At 70.9% G+C, this 16,425-nt stretch carries 13 protein-coding genes; 11 read left to right on the forward strand and 2 right to left on the reverse strand.

Annotated elements, in window-relative coordinates; all coding sequences use genetic code 11:
* Positions 1–4 precede the first annotated feature (4 nt).
* From rsmI to ACFWU3_RS09005, 11 genes are all read left to right on the forward strand, one after another.
* Complete coding sequence (gene rsmI / locus ACFWU3_RS08955; RefSeq protein ID WP_384433324.1) at positions 5–892, forward strand: 16S rRNA (cytidine(1402)-2'-O)-methyltransferase; 888 nt, start codon at positions 5–7, stop codon at positions 890–892.
* Between the two features lie 128 nt (positions 893–1,020).
* Entirely contained in the window at positions 1,021–1,449 is a 429-nt protein-coding gene (locus ACFWU3_RS08960; RefSeq protein ID WP_384433327.1) for a hypothetical protein, read from the forward strand.
* Between the two features lie 33 nt (positions 1,450–1,482).
* Positions 1,483–2,352, forward strand: coding sequence for a TatD family hydrolase (locus ACFWU3_RS08965; RefSeq protein ID WP_384433330.1), 870 nt, complete (start codon positions 1,483–1,485; stop codon positions 2,350–2,352).
* 152 nt (positions 2,353–2,504) lie between these two features.
* Positions 2,505–4,109, forward strand: coding sequence for a ubiquitin-like domain-containing protein (locus ACFWU3_RS08970; protein WP_384433333.1), 1,605 nt, complete (start codon positions 2,505–2,507; stop codon positions 4,107–4,109).
* Positions 4,106–4,963, forward strand: coding sequence for a 16S rRNA (adenine(1518)-N(6)/adenine(1519)-N(6))-dimethyltransferase RsmA (gene rsmA / locus ACFWU3_RS08975; protein WP_384433336.1), 858 nt, complete (start codon positions 4,106–4,108; stop codon positions 4,961–4,963). The genes ACFWU3_RS08970 and rsmA overlap by 4 nt, the downstream gene beginning before the upstream one ends.
* Entirely contained in the window at positions 4,960–5,871 is a 912-nt protein-coding gene (locus ACFWU3_RS08980) for a 4-(cytidine 5'-diphospho)-2-C-methyl-D-erythritol kinase (RefSeq protein ID WP_384433339.1), read from the forward strand. The genes rsmA and ACFWU3_RS08980 overlap by 4 nt, the downstream gene beginning before the upstream one ends.
* Before the next feature lie 145 nt (positions 5,872–6,016).
* Entirely contained in the window at positions 6,017–7,354 is a 1,338-nt protein-coding gene (locus ACFWU3_RS08985) for an acyltransferase (protein ID WP_384433342.1), read from the forward strand.
* A 47-nt stretch (positions 7,355–7,401) separates the two neighbouring features.
* Positions 7,402–9,201, forward strand: coding sequence for an ABC-F family ATP-binding cassette domain-containing protein (locus tag ACFWU3_RS08990; protein WP_384433345.1), 1,800 nt, complete (start codon positions 7,402–7,404; stop codon positions 9,199–9,201).
* A 564-nt stretch (positions 9,202–9,765) separates the two neighbouring features.
* Positions 9,766–11,514 carry a PQQ-binding-like beta-propeller repeat protein gene (locus ACFWU3_RS08995; protein ID WP_384433348.1) on the forward strand — a complete coding sequence of 583 codons (1,749 nt, stop codon included), beginning with the start codon at positions 9,766–9,768 and terminating at the stop codon, positions 11,512–11,514.
* Positions 11,515–11,572: 58 nt separating this feature from the next.
* On the forward strand, positions 11,573–13,375 hold the full coding sequence (locus ACFWU3_RS09000) for a PQQ-binding-like beta-propeller repeat protein (RefSeq protein WP_384433351.1): 1,803 nt from the start codon (positions 11,573–11,575) through the stop codon (positions 13,373–13,375).
* Between the two features lie 225 nt (positions 13,376–13,600).
* The gene (locus ACFWU3_RS09005) at positions 13,601–14,341 is read left to right on the forward strand and encodes a LuxR C-terminal-related transcriptional regulator (RefSeq protein WP_384433354.1); all 741 of its coding nucleotides are present in this window, start codon (positions 13,601–13,603) and stop codon (positions 14,339–14,341) included.
* A 35-nt stretch (positions 14,342–14,376) separates the two neighbouring features.
* Here the strand turns inward: ACFWU3_RS09005 and ACFWU3_RS09010 are convergent, their stop codons facing one another.
* Both ACFWU3_RS09010 and ACFWU3_RS09015 read right to left on the reverse strand, forming a co-directional pair.
* On the reverse strand, positions 14,377–14,655 hold the full coding sequence (locus tag ACFWU3_RS09010) for a hypothetical protein (protein WP_384433357.1): 279 nt from the start codon (positions 14,653–14,655) through the stop codon (positions 14,377–14,379).
* Between the two features lie 20 nt (positions 14,656–14,675).
* The gene (locus ACFWU3_RS09015) at positions 14,676–16,346 is read right to left on the reverse strand and encodes a sodium:solute symporter family protein (RefSeq protein ID WP_384433360.1); all 1,671 of its coding nucleotides are present in this window, start codon (positions 16,344–16,346) and stop codon (positions 14,676–14,678) included.
* Between the last annotated feature and the right edge of the window lie 79 nt (positions 16,347–16,425).

The following is a 16,425-nucleotide window of genomic DNA, read 5'->3' on the forward strand; positions in this document are numbered from 1 at the left end:
GAGGATGGCCCGTGTGACAGGAACGCTGGTACTCGCAGGGACGCCCATCGGCGATGTGGCGGACGCGCCGCCCCGGCTCGCCGCCGAGCTGGAGGGCGCCGACATCGTCGCCGCCGAGGACACCCGGCGGCTCCGCCGCCTCACCCAGGCCCTCGGTGTGCACACCACGGGGCGGGTCGTGTCCTACTTCGAGGGCAACGAGACCGCCCGTACGCCGGAACTCGTCGAGGCACTCGCCGGCGGCGCCCGGGTGCTGCTGGTCACCGACGCCGGCATGCCCTCGGTCTCCGACCCCGGCTACCGGCTGGTCGCCGCGGCCGTCGAGAAGGACATCAAGGTCACCGCGGTCCCCGGCCCGTCCGCCGTCCTCACCGCGCTCGCCCTGTCGGGACTGCCGGTCGACCGTTTCTGCTTCGAGGGTTTTCTGCCGCGCAAGGCGGGCGAACGGCTCGGCCGGCTCCGCGAGGTCGAGTCCGAGCGCCGCACGCTCGTCTACTTCGAGGCGCCCCACCGTCTGGACGACACCCTCGCGGCGATGGCCGAGGTCTTCGGCCCCGAGCGCCGGGCCGCGGTCTGCCGCGAGCTGACCAAGACCTACGAAGAGGTCAAGCGCGGCGGCCTGGGAGAACTGGCGGTCTGGGCGGCCGAGGGCGTGCGCGGCGAGATCACGGTCGTGGTGGAGGGTGCGCCGGCCGCCGGACCCGGAGATCTCGACGCCGAGGAGCTGGTGCGCAGGGTGCGGGTGCGCGAGGAGGCGGGGGAGCGGCGCAAGGAGGCCATTGCGGCGGTCGCCGTCGAAGCAGGCCTGCCCAAACGCGAGGTGTTCGATGCCGTCGTGGCGGCAAAGAATGCGAATCGTCCGGCCCCCGGGGACGGCAAAGGACTATCGTAAAAGGCAAAGCGCAGACCGTGTTCTGCCTCTTTGTGCATGGGAAGACCCAAGACCAATCCATTAATCGACAGGCGCTGATGCGCTCCCGCCGTCAAAGGCGTCCACTGGACCGGTGGAGAGGAGCTGGCATGAGTGAGGTCACAGGCACCGCCAAGGTCCATGAGGCATACGCGTTCTGCTGCATGCGCTGTGGGCACGGCTGGGAGCAGTCCTACGAAATAGAGCACCATGTGGACGGCGCCGGCCAGGAATTCATCGTCTACACGGCGGACGGGGTGCGGGTGCCGTCGCCCCTCTCGAGCCCGACGTGCACCAACTGCGGGGGGCATGTCGTCAGGATCATGCGGTCCGGACAGGTCTCCTCGGTGCTCGACCTGATGGCGCGTCCGGTCGCGCGCCGCCCCGCGAAGCCCGCACGTGCCGCCCGGAAGGCATCGTCGGAGGGGGACGAGGGGCAGCAGCCGGACAGTACGGTCGTGCGGCAGGCGGGGAGCCCGGAGAAGCCGGCGCACCACTGGCATCTCTCCGATCTGCTCCATCCCTTCCACCGCAAGTGAGCTCGCGGGCGCGGGCCTCGTAGGATCGCGCCCATGAGTGCGAAGTCCGACCCGCCGCCGCTGCCCGACCCCCTGCGGGTCCCCGTCGCCGATTCCCACACCCACCTGGACATGCAGGAGGGCACGGTCGAGGAGGCGCTGGCGAGGGCGGCCGCGGTGGGAGTGACGACGGTCGTGCAGGTCGGCTGCGACATCAAGGGCTCGCGCTGGGCCGCGCAGACGGCCGCCGACCACGACGCGGTGCACGCCGCCGTCGCGCTCCATCCCAACGAGGCGCCGCGGATCGTGCTGGGGGACCCGGATGGCTGGTCGCGGCAGGGTGCGCGCGAGGGCGGCGGTGACAGCGCGCTCGACGACGCGCTCGCCGAGATCGACGCGCTCGCCGCGCTGCCGCAGGTGCGCGCGGTCGGCGAGACCGGACTCGACTACTACCGAACGGGCCCCGACGGAATCGCGGCCCAGGAGCGCTCCTTCCGCGCGCATATCGAGATCGCGAAAAGGCACGACAAGGCCCTCGTGATCCACGACCGCGAGGCGCACGCCGATGTTCTGCGCGTTCTCGCCGAGGAAGGCGCACCCGCGCGAACCGTGTTCCACTGCTATTCCGGCGACGCGGAAATGGCGGAGATCTGTGCCGCCGCGGGCTACTACATGTCCTTCGCCGGCAATGTGACCTTCAAAAACGCGCAGCCGCTGCGGGACGCGCTCGCCGTCGCGCCCCGAGAACTCGTACTCGTCGAAACGGATGCGCCGTATCTCACGCCGGTGCCGTACCGCGGACGGCCTAACGCGCCGTATCTCATTCCGGTCACGCTGCGGGCCATGGCCGCGGTGAAGGGGCTCGACGAGGACACCCTGGCGGCCGCTGTCTCCGCCAACACCGCCGAGGCGTTCGGTTACTGACGGACAACGGGCCGGGGCCGCCGAGGGGGTCTCGCACCGAGTGCCGACGCGACACTGTGTAGCCGAGTCGCTTTGGAGAGTGACCGCGCCTCCGATAGTGTCCCGGGCCGCAACGCCATCGGGCGGACCGGAACCGGACCTTACGGAGCGTCGTGAGCAATTCGCAGGGCAGTCACCGTGCCGCACGAGGCGTTCGCCGCGCCGCGACCAGAGCCGCCGAACCGTACGAACCACCCGGCCCCACGGAGCCGTCGTTCCCGCAGGACCGCACGGTGGCAGGCTGGACGCCCACGTACGCCGGTCCGGCGCCGCGGGCCGGAAGCCCGGTCCCGTACGACGCGGCGGTGACCCGAGTCGCGGGTTCGGTCCCGTATGACGCGGCGGTGACCCGAGTCGCGGGTCCGGTCCCCTACGACGCGGCGGTGACCGGCCCCCGTGCGACCGACCCGTACGAGATCCCCCCGCCCGGGGAACCCGGCGCCGGATCTGCCGGTGCGTACGCAGCCGCCTACGCGCCGACCGTGGCCGCTCTCGCCCTGCCACGCCAGAATTCCGCCGTCCGCCCCGCGGGCGTCCCCGAACCTCCCGCGCCGCCCGGGGAGACGCCGCCCTCCGGCCGGGCCGAGGCCCGCAGGGCGGCGCGGCGGCGGAAGACCTCCGAACGGCCCGACACCTTCCGCAAGCTGGTGCCCCAGGCCCTCGTCGTCGCCTTCCTGGCGGGCGGGACCTCGGCGTTCGTCGCGAGCGACAAGGACGTACGCCTCACCGTCGACGGGGTGCCCCGCACCCTGCACACCTTCGCCGACGACGTGCAGGAGCTGCTCGACGACGAGGGGCTTGCCGTCGGCCGGCACGACATCGTCGCGCCCGGCCCCGGCGCCGATCTCGCCAGCGGGGACGACATCGTCGTCCGCTACGGCCGGCCCGTCACGCTCACCGTCGACGGGCAGCGCCGCCAGGTGTGGACCACCGCCCGCACCGTCGACGAGGCGCTGCGCCAGCTCGGCGTGCGGGCCGAGGGCGCCTACATGTCCGTCTCGCGCTCATCGGTCATCTCCCGCAGCGGCCTCGCCCTGGACGTGCGGACCGAGCGGACCGTGACCTTCATGGCCGACGGCCGCGAGCGGACCGTCCGGACGAACGCCGCCACCGTCCAGGAGGCGCTGCACGACGCGGGTATCGCGCTCAGCGGGCAGGACACCACATCCGTACCGCTCGGCAGCTTCCCCCGGGACGGGCAGACCGTCACCGTCATGCGCATCACCGGCACCCAGCAGGTGCGCGAGGAGCCCGTCGGCTTCGACGTCGTGCGGACCCGGGACTCCGCCCTCTTCGCCGGGACGGAGGTCGTCGACCAGCAGGGCAGACCCGGTGTGCGCCGTGTCACCTACGCCCTGCGGACCGTCAACGGTGTGAAGCAGAAGCCCCGCAGGATCGCCGAGGAGATGGTGCGGCAGCCGGTCACCCAGCGGGTCAGGGTCGGCACCCGGCAGCTGCCGGACTCCGTGCAGGGGGCGGACGGGCTGGACTGGGGCGCCCTCGCGCACTGCGAGTCCGGCGGACGGTCGGGCGCGGTGGACGCGTCGGGGACGTACGGCGGGCTGTACCAGTTCGACACCGGGACCTGGCAGGCGCTCGGCGGCAGCGGACGGCCGCAGGACGCCTCCTCGTCGGAACAGACCTTCCGGGCCAAGAAGCTCTACGTGCAAAGGGGGGCGAGTCCGTGGCCGCACTGCGGCCGTAGGCTGTATCGGTGAGCACCACTGAGCCCGACGCCCTCCTCGGCCCCGCCGACATCCGTGAACTGGCCGCCGCGCTGGGCGTACGCCCCACCAAGCAGCGCGGCCAGAACTTCGTCATCGACGCGAACACCGTCCGCCGGATCGTCCGCACGGCAGGCGTCCGCGAGGACGACGTGGTCGTCGAGGTCGGGCCCGGGCTCGGGTCGCTGACCCTGGCCCTGCTGGAGGCGGCCGACCGCGTCGTGGCGGTGGAGATCGACGACGTGCTGGCGGCGGCGCTGCCCTCCACGATCCTGGCCCGGCTGCCCGAGCGGGTCGCGAACTTCTCGTTGGTGCACTCCGACGCCATGCTCGTCGACGAACTGCCCGGCGTGGAGCCGACCGCGCTGGTCGCGAACCTTCCGTACAACGTCGCCGTGCCGGTCCTCCTGCACATGCTGGACCGCTTCCCGACCATCGAGCGGACGCTGGTGATGGTCCAGGCGGAGGTGGCCGACCGGCTCGCGGCCGCACCCGGCAACAAGGTCTACGGCGTCCCCTCCGTGAAGGCCAACTGGTACGCCGAGGTGAAGCGGGCCGGATCCATCGGGCGCAACGTCTTCTGGCCGGCGCCCAATGTGGACTCCGGTCTGGTGTCCCTCGTCCGCAGGGACCCCCCGAAGACGACCGCGACGAAGCGTGAGGTCTTCGCCGTCGTCGACGCGGCCTTCGCCCAGCGCCGCAAGACCCTGCGGGCCGCGCTCGCCGGATGGGCGGGATCGCCCGCCGCCGCCGAGACCGCCCTGGTCGCCGCGGGCATCTCGCCGCAGGCGCGCGGTGAGGCCCTGACGGTGGAGGAGTTCGCACGGATCGCGGAGGCCAAGGCGTGAGCGTCACGAACCCCGGGCCGGTGACGGTACGCGTCCCCGCGAAGGTCAACGTCCAGCTGGCGGTGGGCGGCGCGCGGGCCGACGGGTTCCACGACCTGGCCAACGTCTTCCTCGCGGTCTCGCTGTACGACGAGGTCACGGTGAGCCCCGCGGCCGAGCTGACGGTCACCTGCCAGGGCCCGGACGCCGGCCAGGTCCCGCTGGACCGGACGAATCTGGCGGCGCGGGCCGCGGAACTGCTCGCGGCGCGCCACGGACTGTCGCCCGACGTCCACATCCACATCGCCAAGGACATCCCGGTCGCGGGTGGCATGGCGGGCGGCAGCGCGGACGGCGCCGGTGCGCTGCTCGCCTGCGACGCGCTGTGGGGGCTGGGCTCGTCCCGCGCCGAACTGCTCTCCATCTGCGCGGAGTTGGGCAGTGATGTGCCGTTCAGCCTGGTCGGCGGTGCGGCGCTCGGCACCGGCCGCGGCGAACAGCTCACGGAGCTGACGGTCGGCGGCGCCTTCCACTGGGTGTTCGCGGTCGCGGACGGCGGGCTGTCGACCCCCGCGGTGTACGGGGAGTTCGACCGCCTCCACGAGGGATCGCAGGTCCCCGCGCCCGAGGCGTCCGCGGCGCTGCTCGATGCCCTGCGTACGGGAGACGCGTCCGCGCTGGCGGCCGCGCTCTCCAACGACCTCCAGCCGGCGGCCCTTTCGCTGCGTCCGTCGCTGCGCACGACGCTCGACACGGGGCTCGCGGCCGGTGCGCTGGCCGCGCTGGTCTCGGGCTCGGGGCCGACGACGGCGTTCCTGGTGAAGGACGAGGACACGGCGGAGTCCGTGGCGCAGGCGCTGCGGGCGTCGGCGACGTGCCGCGCGGCGCGGGTGGCGGTGTCGCCGGCGGGCGGTGCGGTGGTCCTGTAGGGCCGCGGCGCCTCCGGGCGCGCGCCCCGGGCCCCGCTTCGGCGCCCGCGTCCGGTGGGAACGGCCGGCCGGGGTCACGTACTCAGGACCGAGTTGAGTATCCGCGCCCTGACCCGGCGGGCCGGCTCCACGGGACCGTGGGGCCATGGGATCAAGCGTTCGTGAGCTCGCCGCCGCCACACCCGGGGACCGGGACCGGTACATAGACCTGCTGCGGGTCGCCTCTCTCGGGACGGTCGTGCTGGGGCACTGGCTGATGGCCGTCGTCACCGACGACGGCGTGGGCAATCTCCTCGCCGTCGTGCCCGAGCTCCAACTGCTCACCTGGGCCTTGCAGATCATGCCCGTCTTCTTCTTCGTCGGCGGGTTCTCGCACGCGCTCTCCTACCGCTCCCTGCGCCGCCGGCACCCCGAGGGCTCGGTCTACTCCGCCTTCCTGCGGGCGCGGCTCCAGCGACTGCTGCGTCCCACGATGGTGTTCATCCTGGTCTGGGGCGCCGCCGCACTCGTGGTGCAGCTCCTCGGCGGTGACGGCGGGCTGACCGGTGTCGCCCTGCGCCTGGTCGCGCAGCCGCTCTGGTTCATCGGCATCTATCTCGCGATGGTGGCGTTCACTCCGCTCCTGCTGAAGCTGCACGAGCGCTACGGCTGGGCCGCCTTCGCGGCGCTCGTGACGGGAGCCGTGGCCGTCGACGTGGCACGGTTCGCGTTCGGTGTGCCCTTCGTCGAGTTCCTCAACTTCGCCTTCGTCTGGCTCGCCGTCCACCAGCTCGGCTTCCTGCGCGCCGACGGCCGCATCCGCGTCCCCGCCGCCCTCGCGGCCGGCGGGCTCGCCGCCGCCGTCGCCCTGGTCGTGTACGGGCCGTACCCGCTGTCCATGGTCGGGATGCCCGGCGAGAAGGTCTCCAACATGGCCCCGCCCACCCTGGCGCTCCTGTGCCACGGGCTCTGGCTCGTGGGCGCCGTCGAGCTGCTGCGCGGCCCGGGCACCCGCTTCGCCGAGCGTGCCCGTGTGTGGCGGGGAGTCGTCGCCGCGAACGGGATCGCCATGACGGCGTTCCTGTGGCACCTCACCGCCATGCTCGGCGTCTACGGGGCGTTCCTCGCGCTCGACGTGGCTCTGCCGGAACCGGCGTCCGGCGCCTGGTGGGCGCAGGTCCCGGTCCGCCTCGTCCTGGCCGCGGCGCTGACCGCGGTGCTCGTGGCCGCCTTCCGCACCTTCGAGCGCCCCGCCGTGAGCGCCCCCGCGTCCGCGCCCGCCGCGGCCACGGGCGGCAGGTCCGGCGGCCCGGTCGCCGCCCTCGGGATCACGCTGTGCCTCTTCGGGGTCCTCGGGCTGTCCATGGTCGGCTTCGGCGGCATGCTGGAGGGCAGGTCGGCGGTGCTGATCGCCGTACGGGTCACGGCGCCGGCAGCCGTCGCGACGGCGCTCGCCGGCTGGTTCCTGGTCGAGCGGGCGGGACGCCGGAACCGGAGTCGCTGACGGCGACTACGCTGGGACGTCGATCCGTCCCCCCGTACAGGAGAAAAATGGCCGTCAATCTGGTCAATGTCGAGGCAGTCAGCAAGGTGTACGGAACCCGTGCCCTGCTCGACGGAGTCTCCCTCGGCGTCTCCGAGGGCGATCGCATCGGCGTCGTCGGCCGCAACGGCGACGGCAAGACGACGCTGATCCGCATGCTCGCCAAGCTGGAGGAGCCCGACACCGGGCGGGTCACCCAGAACAGCGGTCTGCGTCTCGGCGTGCTCACGCAGCACGACTCGCTCGACCCCGAGGCCACCGTGCGGCACGAGGTGATCGGGGACCTCGCCGACCACGAGTGGGCGGGCAACGCCAAGATCCGTGACGTGCTCACCGGACTGTTCGGCGGGCTGGACATGCCCGGCTTCCCGCAGGGGCTGGACACCGTCATCGCCCCGCTGTCCGGCGGTGAGCGACGCCGGGTCGCGCTGGCCAAGCTGCTCATCGCCGAGCAGGACCTGATCGTCCTCGACGAGCCGACCAACCATCTCGACGTGGAGGGCATCGCCTGGCTGGCCAAGCACCTCCGGGCCCGGCGCTCGGCCCTCGTCTGCGTCACCCACGACCGCTGGTTCCTCGACCAGGTCTGCACCCGGATGTGGGACGTCCAGCGCGGATCGGTCTTCGAGTACGAGGGCGGCTACAGCGACTACGTCTTCGCCCGCGCCGAGCGCGAGCGCATCGCCGCCACCGAGGAGTCCAAGCGGCAGAACCTGATGCGCAAGGAGCTGGCCTGGCTGCGCCGCGGCGCCCCCGCCCGTACGTCCAAGCCGCGGTACCGCATCGAGGCGGCGAACGAACTGATCGCCGACGTGCCGCCGCCGCGGGACACCAGCGAGCTGATGAAGTTCGCCAGCGCCCGGCTCGGCAAGACGGTCTTCGACCTGGAGGACGTGACGGTCCAGGCCGGTGCGAAGGTGCTCCTCAAGCACCTGACCTGGCAGCTCGGCCCCGGCGACCGGATCGGTCTGGTCGGGGTCAACGGCGCGGGCAAGACCTCGCTGCTGCGCGCGCTGGCCGACGCCGCCGTGAGCGACGGCGAGCAGCAGCCCGCGGCCGGGCGGGTCGTCGTCGGCAAGACGGTCCGGCTGGCGTATCTGTCGCAGGACGTCACCGAGCTCCCGCCGGCGCTGCGCGTGCTGGAGGCCGTCCAGCAGATCCGCGACCGGGTCGACCTCGGCAAGGGCCGGGAGATGACCGCGGGCCAGCTGTGCGAGCAGTTCGGCTTCGGCAAGGAGAAGCAGTGGACCCCGGTGGGGGACCTGTCCGGCGGTGAGCGCCGCCGGCTCCAGCTGCTGCGGCTGCTGATGGCCGAGCCCAACGTCCTCTTCCTCGACGAGCCCACCAACGACCTCGACATCGAGACCCTCACCCAGCTCGAGGACCTGCTCGACGGCTGGCCGGGCACGATGGTCGTGATCTCCCACGACCGGTTCTTCATCGAGCGGACGACCGACCGGACGTTCGCGCTGCTCGGCGACTCCACGCTGCGGATGCTGCCGCGCGGTATCGAGGAGTACCTGGAGCGCCGCCGCCGGATGATCGAGACCGCGGCCCCGGCGCCCGCGCCCGCCCCGGCGGCGAGGGAGAAGACGTCGGGGGACGCCCGCGTCGCGAAGAAGGAGCTCCAGAAGATCGAGCGTCAGCTCGACAAGCTCTCCGACAAGGAGACGCGACTGCACTCCCAAATCGCCGATAACGCCACGGACTTCGAGAAGGTTGCCAAACTGGACGCGGAGCTCAGGGAACTGGTCGGTGAGCGCGAGGAGTTGGAGATGCGCTGGCTGGAGCTGGCCGACGACGCGTAGTCCGACCCCTTCAGCGGCCCGCGTAGAGAGCGCGTGCAGGTCTCGTAACAACGGCATCACGGGCCGGTCCTCCCTTGGGAACAGGGGCGGACCGGCCCCTTGTTCGACACGCCCCGAGTGATAGAAAGAAGCACCGCTCGACTGGTACAGGACAGCGGATTTCATGTCCGAAACGCTTCCTCGCGGAGGTGGGCGCCCGCCGGATCACCGAGGCGAGCGGCTCGGGCAGCAGGACCGCACAAGGGGGAAGTGCAGATGACTCAGCCGCCCGGGCAGCAACCGCCGCACGGGGGCTCCGGCGTTTTTCGGGGCACGCAGCAAGCGGTTCCTCCTCAGCCGGCCCGGCCGCCCGCTCCGTACGGCGGGCCTCCCGCGCCGCCGCCGCAGCACGCCGGTGCACTCGCTCGGCCCGGCAGGCGCCGGCTTCCGCACCACCTCGACGACGCGGAAGAGAGGGAGACGAAAACGATGATGGCCTTTGGCAAGTGACCGCGTTCTGAGTCATTCGGACCCTTCGGACATCCCTACTCCTTCTCCCATCTCCCCACTTCCAGAGGTAAGCAGATGACACAGCCGCCGCCGCCCAACCAGCCGCCGAACCAGCCTCCGTACGGCGCCCCGCAGCCTCCGGCGCAGCCGCCGCAGAGCCCGCCCGCCGGTGCGCCCGGCTACGGCTACCCGCAGCAGCCGCCCGCCCAGCCCGGTTACGGCTACCCGCAGCAGCCTCCGGGGCAGCCGGGTCCGTACAACCAGCAGCCCGGCCCGTACAACCAGCAGCCGGGGCCCTACAACCAGCAGCCCGGCCCCTACGGCGGTTACCCGACCCAGCCGCAGTACCCGGGTATGCCCACCCCGCCCGGCAACGGCGGCGGCGGCTTCTTCAAGGGCAAGCCCGGTGTCATCATCGGCGCGGCGGTCGCCGGGCTCCTGGTGATCGGCGGCGGTACCTGGTTCGCCCTCAGCGGCGACGACAAGGACGACAAGCAGAAGAACGTCAGCAAGAGCGACGACCCGAAGCCGTCCACGTCCGAGTCCGTCGACCAGGGCGACGGCAACGGCACCGGCGAGGAAGGCAACGACGACCTCAACGCCGGGCGCAAGCCGGGCGAGGCGAAGGTCCTGTTCCTCACCAAGAACGACGTCGACCTGCCGCGCAACGGCTCGGAGACCTTCGGCCCGTGGGTGGCCGGCGACACCGTCGTCAAGGCCATGTACAAGGAGGTCGTCGGCTACTCGGTGACCGACGGCAAGAAGAAGTGGACCCTGACGCTGCCGACCGAGGTGTGCTCGGCCCCCGCGCAGACCACCACCGACGGCCGGATCGTCATCGGCATCAAGGACGGTCTCACCGAGAAGGCCAAGTGCCTCAACCTGCAGATGATCGACCTCAAGACCGGCAAGGCGGGCTGGAAGAAGCCGATCCCGAAGGTCAGCGGTTTCGGTGGCCTGTCCGACTTCACCCTGTCGATCAGCGGCAACACCCTCGCCGCGGGCGGCAGCGGCAACTCCTACGGCTTCTCGATGGCCGACGGGAAGCAGATCTTCCAGGGCCCGAGCAGCGGCTGCAAGCCGTTCGCCTTCGCCGGCGGACCCAAGCTGATCGCCGCCGCCAGCTGCCCCACCTCGGACTACAACAAGCCCAAGCACCAGCTGTCGGAGGTCGACCCGGCCACCGGCAAGCCGAAGTGGACGTACAACGCGCCCGTCGGCTGGGAGATCGACAAGGTCTACTCGACCAGCCCGCTCGTCATCTCCCTCACCCAGCGCGAGCCGAAGAAGTGGTCCATCGTCGCGCTCAAGGACAACGGCACGCCGCGCTCGCAGATCGACGGCGGCAAGGACAAGTTCCAGCCCCGCTGCGGCGGTTCGTTCGTGATCTTCGGTCAGAACCTCGAGGGCTGCACCGGTGTCGCCGCCGACGCGAACACCTTCTACATGGCCACCGAGCCCGCACAGGCCGGCAAGGCCAATGAGGTCGTCGCGTTCAACCTGGCCACCGGCAAGGCCAAGTGGCGCTCGCCCTCGGGCGGCGACAGCCAGATGACGCCGCTGAAGATGGAGGGCGGCAACGTCATCGTCTACCGGGAGGCGTCCTACGACGCCGGCGGCGCCATCGCCTCGATCGCTCCGACCGGCGGTGCCCCGAAGGTGCTCCTCCAGCACCCCGAGTCGACCGCGGAGATCGAGAACACCTTCTACTCCCCGCACATGGTCTACGCCGACGGCAGGTTCTTCCTCGCCGCGGGCCGGGTCAGCGCGAGCAACGACGCCGAGGAGAAGGAGACGAAGACGATGATGGCCTTCGGCAAGTGACCGCGTCCGAGCACCCGACCGCCGCCCCGCATCCCCTTTCATCCGAGGTACCCACGCCATGACGCAGCCGCCACCGCCGCCGCCGAACCAGCCCCCGCAGGGGGGAGGGTTCGGCGCGCCCCAGGAGCCTCCGGCCGGAGGCTTCGGGGCTCCGACCCCGCCGCCGCAGGACCCCTCGTACGGCTATCCGCAGACCCCGCCCGCCGGCGGCCCGCCGCAGGCGCCGCCGCCCACCCAGCCCGGCTACGGCTATCCGCAGGCGCCCGACCAGGCGCCGGGCTACGGCTATCCGCAGACCCCGCCGGGACAGCAGCCGCCCACCCAGCCCGGCTACGGCTATCCGACGCAGCCCGTACAGCCGCAGTACATGCCGCCGCAGCCGGGCGGCGGTGGCGGCAAGAAGCTGAACACACAGATGCAGATCATCATCGCGGCGGCCGTCGCGGTGCTGCTGATCGTCGGCGGCGGCGTCTGGTTCGCCTCCACCAAGGACGACGGCGAGAGCAAGAAGGACGAGGCGAAGAACAGCTCCGGCGGCTCGTCGGAGGGCACCACCGGGGCCACCGGCGGCAAGGCGGCCGACGGACCCGGCAAGGAGAAGGCGCCTGCCAACGTCAACTCCAAGGTCGCCTTCCAGCTTCCGGAGCCGGCCCGCACCGACCTCACCAACGTCAAGGGCGCCTGGGTCACCGACAAGGCGTTCGTCAAGCCCGGTGTGAACTCGATCGTCGGCTACGACGCGGCCAAGGGCACCCCGCTGTGGACCCTGCCGCTGCCCGGCCAGGTCTGTGCCACCTCCCGCCACCAGTCCACGGACAACAAGGTCGGCATCGTCTTCGAGGCCGCCAAGCGCAAGCCGCCGCGGAACTACGAGCCGTGCACCGAGGTCGGCGTCGTCGACCTCAACACCGGCACGCTGAAGTGGCACAAGTCCGTCACCGGCACCCAGAGCGGTGACGGCAAGGCCAAGTTCACCGAGGTCACCCAGAGCGGGACCACGGTCGCCGTGGGCGGCACCGACGGCGGCGCCGCCTTCGACATCAACACCGGCGCCATCCGCTGGAAGCCCGACATCGGCGCCGACGGCTGCTACGACATGGGCTACGGCGGCGGCGCGGCGATCGTCGCGGTCCGCAAGTGCGGCTCGTACGACAACCGGCAGGTCGTCATCCAGGGCGTGAACCCGGACAACGGCACCCCGCTCTACTCGTTCAAGATGCCCGCCGGCGTGGAGTGGGCGAGCATCGTCAACTCCAAGCCGCTGGTGGTCGCCGCCGATGTCGGCGACACCGGTTCGTTCGGCATCTCGGACTTCTTCTCGGTCGACGACAAGGGCGTCCTCAAGACCAAGATCTCCGCGACCGGCGACAAGTTCCAGGCGCGCTGCCGCTCCACGGAGGTCGAGTCCTGCACGAAGGTCACGGTGGGCAACGGGCGGATCTACCTGCCGACCGCCGACCACGAGGGCACGGGGGAGTACGGCGACACCAACGAGATCGTCTCCTTCGACCTCGCCACCGGAAAGCCGACCAGCGACCGTGCGGACGCGGGCGACCGGTACACGATGTTCCCGCTGCGCATGGACGGCGGAAACCTGATCGCGTACAAGTGGCCTCCGTACGACAAGGGCGGCCAGGTCGTCAGCATCGACGGCGCCACCTTCAAGCAGACGGTGCTGATGGAGAACCCCTCCGACAAGTCGGTGCGCGAGGCGGAGACCAGCTTCGTCGCCGACAGCGCCGACTACCGGTACGCGAACGGGCGGTTCTACATCGGCGCCACCCTGATGAGCAAGCCGACCTCGACCTCGTCGTCGTTCGGCAAGAAGTATCTGGCGGTCGCCTTCACCACGGCGGACTGATCGCCCCACCCCGTCGCCGGCCGCCGGCGACCGCACATGATCAAGGGCCCGGCACATCGGAGAACCGATGTGCCGGGCCCTGGTCACAAGTAGCCCCGTTTGGCGAAGAATTCGGCACCTTGGGGGGCTTCTGCCGAGTTAGGGGCGCGCAAAGTCGAACAAGCGTGTAGCTTGCCGGGTCAGAAGGCCGGGGGGTCATCCGCGGCGGGGGATGGGGGTTGCTCGATGGGCGTGCGGCTCATGGTGCTGGACGATCACCGACTGCTCGCGGAGGCACTCGCCTCGGCCCTGAAACTGCGGGGACACCGGGTGCTCGCGGCCGCGGCACCCGCGGCGGGCGCCGCCGATCTCGTCGTCAGCAGGGCGCCCGAGGTCTGTCTGCTGGGCACCGCGACACCGGCCGAGCCGGGCGCGTTCGACCCGATCGTGAAGATCAAACGGGAGCGGCCCCAGGTGGCGGTGGTGGTGCTGGGCCCGGTGCCGAGCCCGCGCGGAATCGCCGCGGCCTTCGCGGCCGGCGCCTCGGGTTACGTGCGCCACGACGAGCGCATCGAGGGCGTGGAGCGCGCCATGGTCAAGGCGCGGGCGGGTGAGGCGGTGGTGGCCCCGCAGCTGCTCCAGGGCGCGTTCGCCGAACTGCTCAACCCCGCGGTCCAGCCGGACGACGAGGGGCAGCGGCTGCTGCAACTGCTCACCCCGCGCGAGGTCGAGGTACTGGTCAGGGTGGCGGAGGGCGAGGACACCCGGCTGATCGCGGCCGGTATGGGCATCGCGCCGAGCACGGCCCGTACCCATGTGCAGCGGGTGCTGATGAAACTGGGGGTGGGCTCCCGGCTGGAGGCGGCCGCGCTCGCGGCCCGTACCGGACTGCTGGACCGGGCGGCGATCGCCTCACCGCCCGGCCCGCTGCCCGGTTTCCCGGGGGCGACCGGTCTGTCCGACCCGCCTCCTCCACCGGAGCAGTAGCTCAGGCATCCTCGGCCGGGGTCGGCGCCCTCGGCTCAGGCGTCCTCGGCCGGGGTCGGCGGCGCGATGGGGCGCAGCTTCAGCCAGAGGAGGAAGAACAGCCCCAGGGCGAGCATGCCGAGGCCGGTCCAGAGATTGATGTTGACGCCCTCGGCCTTCTTGAGATCCGCGTCGGACGCCATGATCCCGGCGATCGTGACGATGATCCCGTAGAGGGTGAACAGGCCGCCGATGATGAGCCGGATGTCGAAGAGACGGGCCGCGGTGGCGGACTTGCGCTCCAGCTCGGAGACTTCACGCTGCAGTTCGGACATGGGGGGTGCCTCCGATCGGGTCAGAAGGAGAAGGGGATGTAGCAGGCCGCGGCGAGGACGATCGCGCCCCAGCCCAGCAGGGCGGGCCTGCGGTACCAGGCGCTGTCGCCCTCCTCCGGCGCCTCCTCCATGCCCGGTGAGGTGGTTCCGTAGACCAGACCGGCCAGTTCGGCCTCGGGCTTCGGCGCGGTGAACAGGGTGACGACCACCATCACGAGGGCGCCGGCGACGAAGGCGACGATCGCGGAGACGAAGTTGGCGCCCTGGTCGGTCGGGATGTCGATGACGCCCTGCTTGTAGATCCAGAAGTAGTTGACCATCGCGGCCGATGTGCCCGCGAAGAGGCCCCAGGCGCCGGACTTCATCGAGGCCCGCTTCCAGAACATGCCGATGATGAAGACCACGAACATCGGGACGTTGAAGAACGAGAACAGCGTCTGGAGGTAGCCCATGATGTTGCTGAAGCTGGAGGCGAGGAAGGCGGTGCCGATGGAGCACAGCACGCCGATCGCCGTGATCAGCCGGCCGAAGCGCAGGTAGTAGCGGTCCTCGCGGCCCTGCTTCACGTACTTCGCCCAGATGTCGTACGTGAACACGGTGTTGAACGACGAGACGTTCGCCGCCATGCCGGCCATGAACGCGGCGAGCAGTCCGGTCACCGCGATGCCGAGCACACCGTTGGGCAGCAACTCCTGCATCAGCAGCGGAATGGCGTCGTTGTAGGTGAGGTCGGAGCCCGCCGTGCCGATCTTCGGCACGAGGACGGCGGCGACCAGGCCCGGGATCATCACCAGGAAGACGATGAAGATCTTCGGGAAGGCGGCGATCAGCGGGGTGCGCTTGGCGGCGGACAGGTTCTTCGCGGACAGGGCGCGCTGGACCTCGGCGAAGTTGGTGGTCCAGTAGCCGAAGGAGAGCACGAAGCCGAGGCCGAGGACGATGGTGAGCCAGTTGGCGCCGAGCGGATTGGGGTCGCCGATGCCGGTGCCGCCCCAGGCCGTGAGGAAGTCGTCGCCGTGACTCGCGGTGAGCGAGTCGCTCAGACCGTCCCAGCCGCCGACGCGCTTCAGACCGAGGAAGGTCAGGGGTATGAGCGCGGCGAGGATGACGAAGAACTGGAGGACCTCGTTGTAGATCGCCGAGGAGAGCCCGCCGACGGTGATGTACGCGAGGACGAAGAATCCGGCGACGACGATCGAGATCCACTGCGGCCAGCCCAGCAGCGCCTCGACCACGATCGACAGGGCGTAGAGGTTGACGCCGGCGATGAGGATCGCGGCGAAGGCGAAGAGGACCGAGCTCAGCAGGTGTGCGGATGTGTCGAACCGCTGGAGCAGGAACTCGGGGACCGACCGGACCTTGGAGCCGTAGTAGAACGGCATCATCACCAGGCCCAGGAAGACCATCGCCGGGATGGCGCCGATCCAGTACCAGTGCACGACGGCGACGCCGTACTGCGCGCCGGTGGCGGCCATGCCGAGGATCTCGGTGGCGCCCAGGTTGGCGGCGACGAAGGCCAGGCCGGTGACCCAGGCGGGCAGCGAGCGCCCGGACAGGAAGAAGTCGAGACTGGTCTTGACGCTCGCCCGCGCGGCGAAGCCGATGCCCAGGACGACGGCGAAGTAGATCGCCAGGATTGCGTAGTCGAGTCCGTTGGTGGGGAGCCGAAGCCCTTCGGCCAGGTATTGCATGAAGTACTCGCTTCGTCGCGCGAACTGATCCCTGCGGAACCTACGCGTCCGTGTTCAATAACTGAACAGTTCTGTTGGT

Source organism: Streptomyces sp. NPDC058685 (assembly GCF_042714725.1).
GTDB lineage: Bacteria > Actinomycetota > Actinomycetes > Streptomycetales > Streptomycetaceae > Streptomyces.